10 protein-coding genes are annotated in these 12,872 nt (G+C 73.8%); 7 read left to right on the top strand and 3 right to left on the bottom strand.

Features of this window, described 5'->3' with window-relative positions:
• Positions 1 to 153: 153 nt before the first annotated feature.
• Together ABZ635_RS26495 and ABZ635_RS26490 are read left to right on the top strand one after the other, a co-directional pair.
• Entirely contained in the window at positions 154 to 1,719 is a 1,566-nt protein-coding gene (locus tag ABZ635_RS26495; protein ID WP_357769898.1) for a VCBS repeat-containing protein, read from the top strand.
• 304 nt (positions 1,720 to 2,023) lie between these two features.
• A complete protein-coding gene (locus ABZ635_RS26490) occupies positions 2,024 to 3,778 on the top strand; it encodes a GAF domain-containing protein (RefSeq protein ID WP_357769896.1) in 1,755 nt (584 codons plus the stop codon).
• Between the two features lie 18 nt (positions 3,779 to 3,796).
• Here ABZ635_RS26490 and ABZ635_RS26485 read toward each other — a convergent pair whose 3' ends face one another.
• Positions 3,797 to 4,453 (bottom strand): response regulator transcription factor, encoded by a 657-nt coding sequence (locus ABZ635_RS26485; protein WP_357769894.1) that lies wholly within the window; start codon positions 4,451 to 4,453, stop codon positions 3,797 to 3,799.
• Between the two features lie 359 nt (positions 4,454 to 4,812).
• Between ABZ635_RS26485 and ABZ635_RS26480 the strand changes: the two genes are divergently transcribed.
• The gene (locus ABZ635_RS26480; RefSeq protein ID WP_357769893.1) at positions 4,813 to 5,373 is read left to right on the top strand and encodes a pyridoxamine 5'-phosphate oxidase family protein; all 561 of its coding nucleotides are present in this window, start codon (positions 4,813 to 4,815) and stop codon (positions 5,371 to 5,373) included.
• Positions 5,374 to 5,595: 222 nt separating this feature from the next.
• Positions 5,596 to 7,851, top strand: a complete 2,256-nt coding sequence (locus ABZ635_RS26475) for a DUF6351 family protein (RefSeq protein WP_357769891.1) — start codon at positions 5,596 to 5,598, stop codon at positions 7,849 to 7,851.
• A gap of 12 nt (positions 7,852 to 7,863) precedes the next feature.
• Here ABZ635_RS26475 and ABZ635_RS26470 read toward each other — a convergent pair whose 3' ends face one another.
• A complete protein-coding gene (locus tag ABZ635_RS26470) occupies positions 7,864 to 8,433 on the bottom strand; it encodes a winged helix-turn-helix domain-containing protein (RefSeq protein WP_357769889.1) in 570 nt (189 codons plus the stop codon).
• Between the two features lie 170 nt (positions 8,434 to 8,603).
• Between ABZ635_RS26470 and ABZ635_RS26465 the strand changes: the two genes are divergently transcribed.
• Both ABZ635_RS26465 and ABZ635_RS26460 read left to right on the top strand, forming a co-directional pair.
• A complete protein-coding gene (locus ABZ635_RS26465; RefSeq protein WP_357769902.1) occupies positions 8,604 to 9,818 on the top strand; it encodes an MFS transporter in 1,215 nt (404 codons plus the stop codon).
• Between the two features lie 41 nt (positions 9,819 to 9,859).
• A complete protein-coding gene (locus ABZ635_RS26460) occupies positions 9,860 to 10,690 on the top strand; it encodes a phosphotransferase (protein ID WP_357769887.1) in 831 nt (276 codons plus the stop codon).
• A gap of 19 nt (positions 10,691 to 10,709) precedes the next feature.
• On the opposite strand, the gene ABZ635_RS26455 is transcribed toward ABZ635_RS26460, so the two are convergent.
• On the bottom strand, positions 10,710 to 11,411 hold the full coding sequence (locus ABZ635_RS26455) for a class I SAM-dependent methyltransferase (RefSeq protein WP_357769885.1): 702 nt from the start codon (positions 11,409 to 11,411) through the stop codon (positions 10,710 to 10,712).
• A gap of 552 nt (positions 11,412 to 11,963) precedes the next feature.
• Between ABZ635_RS26455 and erm the strand changes: the two genes are divergently transcribed.
• Positions 11,964 to 12,794, top strand: coding sequence for an ErmE/ErmH/ErmO/ErmR family 23S rRNA (adenine(2058)-N(6))-methyltransferase (erm, locus tag ABZ635_RS26450; RefSeq protein WP_357769900.1), 831 nt, complete (start codon positions 11,964 to 11,966; stop codon positions 12,792 to 12,794).
• The last annotated feature ends 78 nt before the right edge of the window (positions 12,795 to 12,872 follow it).

The raw sequence follows: 12,872 nt of genomic DNA, 5'->3' as shown, positions 1-12,872 counted from the left end.
AGCTTCGTTCGTCCCTGCGGTGTTCGGTCCTCGCGGATTCGAAAGTGCATAGCACCCCTTGAACTGGGGTGTTGCGACGACCACTAGAACCCAAGGTGGGTCGCCCCGGCCCCTCGCCGCGCACGGCCCCGAACCGCTCCCGGACCCGTCGCGGTGGGGGTCGCCCACCCCGACGGCTCCGCCTTCACGTCGGACTTATCCACCGGGGAGTACACGGAAGGGACACCGGTACGGCCCCAGGAGCGCCGGGACCCCGCCCACGAACCGGCGAACGCCCCCTGGCACGGCCTACCGCCCACGAACCGAACGGTTCCACCGTTCCCCCACCCCGGGGAGGCCCCCATCGTTCAGCGCACCACCGTCCCACTGAGCACCCTTCCCCTGAGCGCCGCCGCGCTCGTCCTGCTGGCCACCGCCTGCGGCGCCCCCATCACCGACCTCAGCGAAGCCGAGAACACCGGCGCCTCCGACACCCGCGCCGACCCCGCGCCGACGGTCGACGTCAACGGCGACGGCCACCCCGACCTGCCGATCAGCGGACGCTCCGGTACGGACGGGACCGGCGAACCCTACGTCGGCGCGCTGCTCGGCGGCACCGACGGGCTCTCCCCCGACCGCTCCGTCACCCTGACCCGCGCCGAGTTGGGGCTGGCCGACGACGGCGAGCTCATGAGCGTCCTGGGCACGGGCGACCTCGACGGCGACGGCCACGCCGACCTGATCGTGGACGCCGGGAGCGGGTACGTCGTGTGGGGTGGCCCCGAGGGCCCCACCGGGCAGGCCCAGCCCCTGCCCTGGCTGGACAAGGACGACCCGAGCGACATGTACGCCGTGTCCCTCGTCGTCGGCGACTTCGACGGGGACGGCAGGACCGACGTCACCGTCCTGGACCATCTCCAAGGCAGCCCGATCGGCGAGTACGAGGCCGCCTTCCACCGGGGTCCCTTCGAGCGGGACGGCTCCCCCGCCCAGACCCGCGAGGTGCCGCTGCCCGACGACGCCGGGGACGCCGACCTCGACGTGGTAGACGCCGACGGCGACGCCGCGCTGGACCTACTGCTCGTGCGCAACTTCGACGAGTCCCCCGCGCCCCACCTGGTGCTGCGCTCGGGACCGGACGGCCCCGCGCAGGAGGTCGTCGGCGACACCGCGCCCGGTCACGCGTACGCGACCGGTGACGTCGACGGCGACGCCAGCCCCGACCTGCTCGTCGGGGTGAGCGGCATCCCCAACAACGAGCCGGGGCACGAGGACGAGCTGCACCCGGGCTACGTCGACGCCTACGCGGGCTCCGAGGGCTTCCTGGACGCCGCACCGACCCGGGTCACCCTCGACACCGAGGGTGTTCCCGGCGACTCCGAGGACGGGGACGGGTTCGGCAACGACCTCCTGGTAGCCGACGTCAACGGCGACGGGTACGACGACGCCGTGGTCATGACCGGGCCGTTCCACTCCTTCGAGAGCGCGACCCTGCTGTTCGGCGGCCCCGAGGGACTCACCGGCGAGGGGGCGTCGGCCCTGCCGGTACCCGAGCGCGGCGACCTGGGCTCCTACCGCGCCCACGCGCTCGCCGACTACGACGGCGACGGCCACCCCGACCTGCTGCTGAGCACGGTGCACCCGGCCGCGCCCGACGACGCCGCGGGCTACGCGCTCCACCGGGGCGGCCCCGAGGGGTTCGACCCGGAGCCGGTGGAGTTCACCACCGAGGGACTGTAGGACCGGGAAGGCCAGCAGGACCGTCTTCGAGCGGGGGCCGGTTCGGGTCGTGGACCACGCCCGGACCGGCCCCGCGCGCTCGACCACCCGCCAAGGGCCGACGGTGGGGCGCATGCGGGACGAGCCCAAGGTCCTTTCTGGGAAGGCCCTTCGGCACTTGTGCTCCAAGGAGGCCCAGCTGGGCGAACGGCCAGTTCAGCCGGGGTGACCCGGCGCACCCGGCGGGGGCGGAGGCGGCGACGGGCGCCCCCGGGGCGCGCCTAGACTCGGTGGCGGCCCCTGGACAGCTGCCGGAAAGAGTCTCATGCGCGTGACAGACGGCGATCCCCACCGCCCCCTCGGGCAGGACCGGCTGTCGCTGCCCGAGGTACGCCTGGACGACCTCCTCGACGAGGTCCGGTCCCGGATGTCGGAGATCTCCCGCACGCAGGAGCGCATCCGCACCCTCCTGGAGGCGGTCGTGTCGATCGGCGAGGGCCTGGAGCTCGAACCCCTCCTGCTGCGGATCACCGAGACCGCGACCAGCCTCGTGGAGGCCCGCTACGGGGCGCTCGGCGTGATCGGCCCGGACGGGAACATGAGCCGGTTCATCCCGGTGGGCCTCACCCCGCACGAGATCGACCACATCGAGCACTGGCCCGAGGGCGAGGGCATCCTCGGGCTGCTCATCAAGGAACCCCGGCCGCTGCGGCTGCGCGACGTGCGCGACCACCCCGAGTCCCGGGGCTTCCCCGCGGGCCACCCGCCCATGCACACCTTCCTCGGAGTGCCGATCCGCATCCGCGACCAGGTCTTCGGCAACCTGTACATGACCGACAAGGTCGGCGGCGCGGAGTTCACCGGAGACGACGAACTCCTGTTGCGGGCACTGGCCACGGCGGCGGGCACGGCGATCGAGAACGCGCAGCTCTTCGCGCAGACCCAGAGCCGGGAGACCTGGCTGGACGCCTCGGGTCAGATCACCACCCGGCTGCTGTCCGGCGCCGCCCCGGAGGAGGTCCTGCGGCTGGTGGCCCGGCGGGCCCGGGTGATGGCCCACGCCGACCTCGCCGTGATCGCCATGCCGGGTGAGGAACCCGAGACCCTCACCGTGCGGGTGTGGGACGGCCCGGACGACCCGTGCGGCCAGGTACCGGGGGCGGCCCTTCCCCGTGAACCCGACACCCTGCTGGGCCGGGTCTACCTGAGCGGCACCCCGGTGCGGACGGACGTGGCCGAGTTCGAGCACCTCGGGGCGGGGTTCCTGGACCGCCTGGGGATGGGCCCGGCACTGGTACTGCCCTTCGGCCCCCCGGAGGGCGCGCGCGGGGTCCTGGTGCTCGGCCGCGACCGGGACCGGGAGCCGTTCCAGAGCAGTTGGCTGAGCATGCTGTCCTCCTTCGCCGACCAGGCGGCGGTCGCCCTGGAACTGGCCGAGGCACGGCTGGACTCGGAGCGGCTGAGCGTGCTGGAGGACCGGGACCGGATCGCCCGGGACCTGCACGACACGGTGATCCAGCGCCTGTACGCCACGGCCCTGACCCTGATGGGAACGGTGCGGCGGATCGACGACGCCACGTCGTCGGAGCGGGTGCGGTCGGCCGTCAACGACCTGGACGACACCATCCGGCAGATCAGGTCCACGATCTTCGCCCTCCAGAGCCCGGTCGGCGACGACGCGCCGTCCCTGCGGTCGCGGGTGCTGGAGGTGGTCAACTCCGCCACGGAGTCGTTGGGCTTCGCACCGAGGCTGCTCACCCAGGGACCGGTGGACAACGGGGTGGATGAGGCCACCGGCGCCCATCTCGTGGCGGTGCTGCGGGAGTTGTTGTCGAACGCCGCCCGCCACTCGGGGGCGGCGTCGGTGGACGTGCAGGTCACGGTGGACGAGGACCGTCTGGTACTGCGGGTCTCCGACGACGGTCGGGGCATCCGGGAGGGCACGCACCGTAGCGGGCTGCGCAACGTCGTCTCGCGGGCGCTCGAACTGGGCGGGGCGGCGTCGGTGGACTCGGGGCCGGGTGGGGGCACCTCGGTGGAGTGGTCGGTCCCGTCCCGGACCGGCGGCGGGGCGCCGTAGCCGGGCCCGCCGCGCCGGTCAGGCGGTCTGGTTCATGGACAGCCGCACCGCGTACGCGGCTGCCTGGGTGCGGCGTGCCATGCCGAGCTTGGCAAGGACTCGGGACACGTAGTTCTTCACGGTCTTCTCGGCCAGGTACATCCGGGAGCCGATCTCCCGGTTGGTGAGCCCCTCCCCGATGAGTTCGAGGACGCGCCGCTCCTGTTCGGTGAGTTCGCCCAGCGGGTCCTTGCGCCCGGCCTCGGCACGCAGCCGTTCGAGCATGCGGGTGGTGGACTCGGGGTCGAGGAGGGACCGGCCCTCGGCGACGGTGCGCACGGCGCCGACCAGGTCGGTTCCGTGGATCTGCTTGAGGATGTAGCCGGAGGCTCCCGCCATGACGGCACCGTAGAGGGCCTCGTCGTCGGAGTAGGACGTGAGCATGAGCATGCGGGTGTCGGGGAGCATCGAGCGGATGTCGCGGCAGACGGTGACGCCGTCGCCGTCGGGCAGCCGGACGTCGAGCACGACCACGTCGGGTTCGAGGGCGGGGACCCGGGCCAGGGCCTGCGCCGCGGTTCCGGCCTCGCCCACCACCTCGATGCCGTCCTCTTCGTCGAGGAGCGCTCCGACCCCTCGTCGGACGATCTCGTGGTCGTCCACCAGGAACACCCGGATCGGCGTGTCGGCGACCATCGGGCACACCTCCTCAAGCGCTGGATGCGGTGACCGGGGGCGGCGCGGCCGCCTCGGGTCGTGGGTCGCACGGGGTCGTGGGTCGCCTCCGTCCCCGCTCGGTTGGGGGCGTGACGGAAGGGCCGGCGGCGGGGCCCCGGCCGTGCGACATCACGGTGCGCCTCCCAGCCTAGACAATTCAGATTCGCGACCTATGAGTCGAACGTCCTTTTCTGTTTGGGGCGAGCGTCCCGGCGGGTAGCCCGCACATGGGGACCTTCTCCGTCGCGCCGAGGGCTCGCGACCCTCCTTCTCGACGGCCGCGACCAGCGACGATGGCAAGGGTCGGAACCGAGGGCAGGCCACTTCTGGGGGTCGTGATGACGGGAACAAGCGATAGCGGCGTCTCTGCTCAGGACCGGAGTTGGGTGACGGGATCGGCGTCTCCGCCGGAGCAGAGGAGCGCCTCGGAGGGCACCGAAGGGCTCGCGGACAGCGACCGGTTGAGGACCGGGGCCGACCTCGCGGAGGAGCGCGACACGGCCTTCACGGTCCTGGCCCGCCAGACCTGTTTCAACCTGTTGGCCGCGCACGACATCGGTCGGGTCGCCTTCACCATCGAGGGCGACGCCGCGCCGACCGTGCTGCCGGTCAACTACGCGCTGGTCGACGACGCCATCATCCTGCGGTCGACGTTGGCCGGAACCATCATGCGCCACGCGCGCGGACACGCGGCCTTCCAGATCGACCACTTCGACGAGGAGCGGCACGAGGGGTGGAGCGTGCTGGCGTCCGGCCGCTGCCGATGGGTGCGCGAGCGGGCCGAGCTGGAGCGCATCCCCCAGGGGAGGCTGCCGCACCCCTGGGCGGAGGGGCCGCGTGACCAGGTCCTGAAGATCGTCCCGGGGCGACTGACCGGGCGGGAGGTCCACCGCACCTGAAAAGGGGACACCAGGGGCCGGACCCGGTGAACCCGGGCGCCGGTTCGGGGTGTTTCCTCCCCCGGTACGGGGTATCGGTGGCGGCATGGGAGCACAAAGCCCGCCTTACCGCCGGAGTGTCCCCGACCCGGTCCCGTGTCGCGCGGAGACGATCGTCTCGTGCGACACCGGTCTTCCCCGTCACCGCGCCGCGGCCCCGCGCTCCGGCGCGGAGGCCGCCCCTTGAGGTGCGCGTGGGGGCGGGTCGCACTGGGCGCGGGCGCCGCCGTCACGGCCACCCTCCTCACGGTCTCCGGTACGCCGCTGCTGCTCCACCAGGCCACGGCACTGACCCTGCCGCCGTCGGCGGCGCCCGGCGTTCCGGCCGGGGAAGCGGGCACGGACGCGCTGGCGGTGCGCGTGCTGTCGTCCCGTCCGGACGCGGTCGCGGGAGGCACCGCCCTGGTCCGCGTGGAGGTGCCTCCCCCGGCCGAACCGCACCAGGTGCGGCTGGAGGCGGACGGGTCCGACGTCACCGAGACCCTGCGCCCGGTCCACGCGCCCGGCGACGGGCACGTGCTGGAGGGGGTGGTGACCGGACTACCCGAGGGGACGACCGCGCTGGTGGCCGGGCTCACCGACGAGGCGGTGTCCGCGCACGGGGCGGGCGCCCCCGGCGAGGGGCGCGTGGTGGTCACCAGCCATCCCGCCGCCGGTCCGGTGTTCGCCGGTCCGCACCAGGACCCGTTCGTCTGCCAGACCGGGTCCTTCGCGCTCGCCTGGGGCGGTGATCTGGGCGCTCCACTAGACGAGGACTGTTCGGCGCGGACCGTGGCGGGCTACGTGTACCGCTCGGTCGACGGCCGGTTCCTTCCCCTGCCACGGGAGGACGTGCTGCCCTCCGACGTCGCCCACACCACGACCTCGACCGGGGAGCGGGTGCCGTACACGGTGCGCGTGGAGACCGGAACCGCCAACCGCGCGGTGTACGAGACCGCGGTCCTGCACGACCCGCGTGAGCCCGGTCCCGATCCGTGGAACGCGCCCGAGGGGTGGAACCGGCGTCTGGTGTACACGTTCGGCGGCGGCTGCCCGGGCGGCTGGTTCGTGCAGGGGGCCCGGACCGCCGGGGTGGTGGACCACGGCATGCTGTCCCAGGGGTACGCGGTGGCCTCGGCCTCGTTGAACGTGTTCGGCAACAACTGCGACGACCTGTTGGCGGCCGAGACGATGAGCGCCGTCAAGCAGCGGTTCGTCCTGTCCCACGGGGTCCCCGACCACACGTTGGGCTGGGGGTCCTCGGGGGGCGCCTACCAGTCGCACCAGATCGCGGACAACTACCCCGGACTCCTCGACGGGATCGTGGTCTCCCAGAGCTACCCCGACGTGGGCTTCTCGACGGTTCCGGCGGTCACCGACGCCCTCCTGCTGCGCACCTACGCCGAGGCCCACCCCGACGCCCTGAGCCGGGAGGAGCTGCGCGCGGTGTCGGGGTTCGGGACGTGGGAGGGGATCGGGGCGATGGCCGACGCGGCCGCGCGGATCGACCCGCGGGGCGTGTGCCCGTCGGCGCTGCCCGCCGAGGAGCGCTACCACCCCCGGGACCACCCGGACGGGGCGCGCTGCGACGTGTTCTCGCACGCCCGCAACGTCTACGGCACCGACCCGGACTCCGGTACGCCCCGGCGCCCCCTGGACAACGTGGGGGTGCAGTACGGGTTGTCGGCCCTGGTCGACGGGGTCATCGACGTCGACCGGTTCCTGCACCTGAACGAGCACGTGGGCGGGTTCGACGGCGACGGCGCGGTGGTGCCCGAGCGCACCGTGGGGGACGCGTCGGCGGTACGGTCCGCCCACGACTCCGGGCGGTTGCTGTACGGGGGCGGCGGACTCGCGGAGATCCCGGTCGTGGACCACCGGCCCTATCAGGACCACGCGCCCGACGGTGACATCCACATGCGGTACCACTCTTTCAGCACCCGCGAACGCCTGCTGGCGGCCAACGGCGACGCCGACAACCACGTGATGCTGGTCGAGGAGCACAGCGGCGGGGTGTTCTCCGCCGACCGGCCGGTGGCGGGACGGGCCCTGACCGAGCTCGACGCGTGGGTCACGGCGGCCGGGGAGCTCGCGCTGGAGGAGCCCGGGACGGCCCCGGCCGACCGGCTGCGCCGCACCCGCCCGGAGTGGCTGACCGACTCGTGCTGGGTCGGGGACGAGCGCGTGGTGGCTCCGCAGAGGCCGTGGCCGAAGGGCCGGGGCGACCGCTGCGCCGACGCCTTCCCCACGTACGGCTCACCGAGGACGGTGGCGGGCGGCCCGCTCGCCTCCGACGTCGTGAAGTGCCGGTTGACCCCCTTCGACGAGGCGGCGCATCCGGCGGAGTTCGACGAGCGGCAGGCGGAGCGGGCCGGGGAGGTGTTCGCCGAGGGGGTCTGCGACTGGTCGGTGCCGGGCGAGGGCCAGCGTCCGCCGAGGGGGACCTGGCAGTCCTTCTGACCCCGGGGCGCGTCAGTCCTCGGAGATCCCGTGCAGGATGAGCCCTCCCCCGTAGAGGGGCCGGTCCCGGCGTTCGTGGTCGCTGACCACGTATTCGTCGACGACCGCCAGGAGGCGCCGGTTGAACTCGTGGCGCTCCTCGTCGTTGAGGTGCAGGGCGAACCGCCCGAGGATCTGCACGGTATCGGGATCGGCCGCGCCGAGCTCGGAGGTGAACACGTCCAGCGGTGATGAGCGCTCCTCGGCGGCCATGTCGCGGAGGGGGTCGTCCAACCACCAGGTCGCGTTGGTGGCGCGGTAGGGCTTCTCCAGGGCCCCGGAGGCGCCCTGCCGGACCGGTTCGGCGGTGAGGAACCCGACGTCCACCAGCGTGCGCACGTGGTGGAGCACGGTTCCGGGGTTGGTGTCGAGCCGGTCGGCGAGTTCGCGGTTGGTGCGGTCGGCGATCAGGCACAGACGCAGGATGCGCAGGCGCAGCGGGTGCCCCAGGGCCTTGGCCTCGCGGGCGGTGGCCCGGCGGCGTCGGTTCGGGGCGGGGGGGTCGTTCCGTTCCGTGGGCTGCTCTGGGTCCGGGTCTGCCATGGGGGAAGCCTAGCGGGTGGTGACGCGGAACCGGATCGATTGAAATTTCTCAATCGATCTGTCAATCTCGATTCATGTCCTCCCCCCAAGGGCCCGCGCCCGACCCCCCTCCCGACGGCACCGGCTCCTCCGCTCCCGGCCCCGCGCCCCCGCCCGCCGCCCACGGCGCGCTGGGGGCCGCCTACCGGCGGCTGTGGGCCTCCTCCGGGCTCTCGAACCTGGCCGACGGCGTCATGCGGGTGGCGCTGCCCCTGACGGCCCTGCGCTTCACCGACTCCCCCGTACTGATCGCGGGCGTCACCACGGCCCTGGGCCTGCCCTGGCTGCTCTGCGCCCTGCCCGCCGGGGCCCTGGCCGACCGCGTGGACCGGCGGTGGGCGATGCTCTGCGCCAACCTCGCGCGCGGCGCCCTCGTCGTGCTGCTCACCGTCGGCCTGCTCCTGGACGCGGGGTCCGTCTGGCTGCTGTACGCGGCCGCCTTCCTCGTCGGAACGGCCGAGACCCTGTACGACACCTCGGCCCAGTCGATCCTGCCGCAGATGGTCCACCGCGACCGGCTCTCCCGTGCCAACGGACGCCTGTACGCGGTGGAGCTGACCGCCAACCAGTTCGTCGGCCCGCCCCTGGGCAGTGCTCTGGTGGCCCTGAGCGCGGCCCTGGCCTTCGTGACCCCGGCCGCGCTGTGGGTGGCCGCCGTGGGCCTGCTCCTGCTGGTACGGGGGCGGTTTCGGGTCGACCGCTCGGGCGCGTCCACCACGGTGCGGGCCGACATCGCCGAGGGGCTGCGGTTCCTGTGGCACCACCGCCTCCTACGGTCGTTCGCCGTCATGGTGGGGATCTCCAACTTCGCCACCAGCGCCGTGTTCGCGATCATCGTGCTGTACGCGGTGGGTCCGGACTCCCCCATGGGTCTGAGCGAACCCGCCTACGGCGTACTCCTGACCGCGACGGCCGCCGGAAGCCTGTTGGGATCGCTCGCGGCCGAGTGGGGTGAGCGCGTGCTCGGCCGGGCCTGGTCCCTGCGATCGTGCGTCCTGCTGTTCGCCCTGATGGTGGCGGTCCCCGGGCTGACCCCCAACGTGTGGCCGGTGGCGCTCGGCTTCCTCGTCGGCGGAGTCGGGATCACGGTGTGGAACGTCATCACCGTGTCCCTGCGCCAACGCCTGACACCGGCGGCCCTGATGGGGCGCACGAACAGCGTCTACCGGCTGCTGGCCTGGGGCACCATGCCGCTGGGGGCGCTGACCGGCGGTCTGGTCGCCGAGGTCCTCGGGCTCAGGGCGGTGTTCCTCTGCATGGGGGCGCTCACGCTCGTCCTGCTCGTCCCGCTGTTCCGGCTGGACGAGGCGGCCCTGTCCCGCGCGGGTCAGGCACCGGAACGGTAATCCGATGGACCCGGTCCGGCCGCTCCGGTGAGGATGGCCGCATGCGCGACGTCGACCGCTCCACCCCCTCGCCCCGGTTCGGGCCCACCGACGACGTCGAGGTCCTGGAGGGCGGCAACGTCGCCGCCCGGGTCCTGCGCGTGGGCGCGACCGTGCTCAAGCCCTGGCTGGCCTCCTCCCCGGCCGTGACCGCGCTCCTGCGCCACCTGCGGGAGCGGGGGTTCTCCGGAGCGCCCGACGCGTACGGGGAGGGCCCGGCCGGGTTCCAGCGGCTGGCGTACGTACCCGGCACCCTCGCCGACCGGATGCCGCCGATGACCGAGGCGGAACTCCGGTCGCTGGGCGCCATGACCCGGCGGCTGCACGACCTCACCGCCGGATTCCGGCCCCCGGAGGGCTCCGTGTGGGACCAGCTCTTCCCTCCCGAGGAACCCGAGGTGGTCTGCCACAACGACCTCGCCCCCTGGAACCTGGTGCGGGGTGAGGACTCCCGCGCGGACGACCCGTGGCCGGAGTCGTGGTGCCTCATCGACTGGGACGGCGCCGGTCCGGCCAGCAGGATGGGCGACCTCGGGTACGCCGCGCACGGCTTCGTCCCCCTGCACGCGGGCGGCGACCCCGAGGCGGACGGGGCGCGGTTGCGGGCCCTGGCGGACGGCTACGGTTGCGACGCCGAACAGCGCCGTGCCCTCCCGGGCGCGGCGCTGCTGCGGGTGCGGGGCATGTTCACGGTCCTGGAGGAGGGCGCGCGAACCGGCCGGCAGCCCTGGGCCCGCCTGCACGCCGAGGGGCACGCCGACCACTGGGGCCCGGCCGCCGACTACGTCGAACGGCACCGGGAGCGGTGGGAGGCGGCCCTGTCGGCGCCGTGACCCCCCGGGCTCGGCGGGGTCAGTCGGGCCGCACCCACACGAACGCGGCGGAGATCGGGTGGCCGCGGAACCGTTCCCACTGGGGTTTGGCCGCCACCCAGCCCTCGTCCACGACCGCCTCGTCCAGTTCCTCCAACCGCCATCCGTGGGCCAGCGCCGCGCTCACGTGGTCGCCGATCAGGTGCACGTGGGTGGTGATGGCGACCTCCTCCCCCGTGGCGTCCGTGAAGTGCGTGGGCATGCCGGAGGCCATGATGAACTGCGGGTGGTAGGAGACCAGCACGCAGCGCCCGCCCGGCCTCGTCAGCCGTCGGGCCTCGGCGTAGAGGGGCGCGAGGTCGGGCAGGTGCTCGTCGATCAGTGAGGCGATGACCAGGTCGTAGCTGTTGCCCGGCAGGCCGGTGGCGCGCACGTCGCCCTGGGTGAGGGTGTCGTGGGCGCCGCGCCGGGCCGCCAACGCGAGCATTCCGGCGCTCAGGTCGACACCGTCCACGTGTGCCACGTCCCGGCCGCGCAGCCACGCCCCGGTGCGGCCGGTGCCGCAGCCGAGGTCGGCGGCGCGGCGGACCCCGGACCAGTCGGGCGCGCGGAGCCTGTCGAGCAGGGCCAGGTCCATGGCGTCGAGCACGGAGTCCTCGTAGGTGCTGGACCAGCCGTCATAGCCGGTGACCACGTCGACCGTGCGGTAGTGGCGGGTGTCGAAGTCCGAGAAGTCAGGCATGGACCCGAGTATGACCGGGGACGGAGCCCGCACGCGAGCGGTTTCGGATGCGCCACAGCGGTGCCCGGGCGCCGTGGGAAAACCCGTTGCGGTGCCGTCCGCGCCCCGTCTACCGTGCTGTCCATGGCAGCCTTCAACGCGATCTTTCGCGGCCAGCACGCCTGGCCCGTGGTCGCCCACGACTTCACCCGTCCGCGGTCCGTTCCACTGGACCGGTAGCGAAACCCCTCCGAGCGCACCGCCGTTTCCGCACCCCGCTTTCCCCGGGGGCGACGTCGGCGGTGCCAGGGGAGGTCGCTTCGGCACGCCTCACGTCCCCGGCGTGACGCGTGCCGCCGACGCGCCCGTGTAGAGCCACCCACCGGTCCAGGCCCGCCCCCGTCCCCTTCCTTCGGACGGGCGGTCGCGGTCCCCCCGGTTCCACCGGTGCGCCCGCCCCCTTGGGGGTGAGGCGCCGGTCCGTGCTGCCCGTCCTCGTCAGACCGCCCCCGAAGGCGGCAGAACGGACCACGCGTGGCACGCCACTCCCGCAGGACCCCCGATCACCGCAGGATCGCCCCCGAGCGAGGGAACGCCGGTCCGGACCACCGGCGGCGCCTCTCCCAGAACTTCCTCGCCGACCCCGGAACCGCGCGCTGGGTCGTGCGGCTGTCCGGCGTGGGCCCCGACGACCTCGTGGTCGAGGTCGGCCCGGGTGAGGGCGCCATCACCCGGTTCCTCGCGGCCGCCGCCCGGCGGGTGGTCGCCCACGAACTCGACCCCCGCCTGGCCGCGCGGCTCGCCGAGCGCTACCGCGACCCGGCCCGGGGCGTGCGGGTGGAGCACGGCGACTTCACACGGTCACGGCCGCCCCGCGAGCCGTTCGCGGTGGTCGGCAACATCCCCTACTCCCGGACCTCCGACATCGTCCGGTGGTGCCTGGAGGCGCCCCGGCTGAGGTCGGCCACCCTCGTCACCCAGCTGGAGTACGCCCGCAAGCGCTCCGGGGCCTACGGGAGGTGGAGCCTGGTCACCGTGCTCACCTGGCCGTGGTGGTCGTGGCGGCTGGCCGGGCGGATCGACCGGAACCGCTTCCGGCCCGTGCCCCGGGTGGACGCGGGCGTGCTGGTCCTGACCCGCAGGACCGCGCCCCTGCTTCCGGTCGGACGCCGGGGCGAGTACCGGCGCGTGGTCGAACTCGGCTTCGGCGGCGTGGGCGGGTCGTTGTCGGCGTCGCTGTCCCGGCGCTACCCGGCCCGGCGGGTGGCCGCCGCGCTGGGGGCGGCGGGCGTGCCCGGCTCCGCACCGGTGGGGATGGTCCGCCCCGACCAGTGGGTCACCATCTTCGAGACCCTGTCCGGTCCCGCACACCGGACGACGCCGCGCCGCCACGACCGGGGGTGATGTGAGCGGGGTCGGCGGGCCCGCCGCCCCCCCGCACAGACGCCGGGCGCCGGGAGCATCATCCCGGCCGGGGTGCCG

Origin of the sequence: Nocardiopsis sp. NPDC007018, from assembly GCF_040635075.1 — a bacterium.
Lineage (GTDB): Bacteria > Actinomycetota > Actinomycetes > Streptosporangiales > Streptosporangiaceae > Nocardiopsis.
This window is presented reverse-complemented; position numbering and strand designations above follow the sequence as displayed.

Excerpts from the sequence above, each read along its gene's own strand:
- ABZ635_RS26490 (WP_357769896.1), top strand. The coding sequence starts at position 2,024 with ATGCGCGTGACAGACGGCGATCCCCACCGCCCCCTCGGGCAGGACCGG.
- ABZ635_RS26485 (WP_357769894.1), bottom strand. The coding sequence starts at position 4,453 with ATGGTCGCCGACACGCCGATCCGGGTGTTCCTGGTGGACGACCACGAG.
- ABZ635_RS26480 (WP_357769893.1), top strand. The coding sequence starts at position 4,813 with ATGACGGGAACAAGCGATAGCGGCGTCTCTGCTCAGGACCGGAGTTGG.
- ABZ635_RS26470 (WP_357769889.1), bottom strand. The coding sequence starts at position 8,433 with ATGGCAGACCCGGACCCAGAGCAGCCCACGGAACGGAACGACCCCCCC.
- ABZ635_RS26460 (WP_357769887.1), top strand. The coding sequence starts at position 9,860 with ATGCGCGACGTCGACCGCTCCACCCCCTCGCCCCGGTTCGGGCCCACC.
- ABZ635_RS26455 (WP_357769885.1), bottom strand. The coding sequence starts at position 11,411 with ATGCCTGACTTCTCGGACTTCGACACCCGCCACTACCGCACGGTCGAC.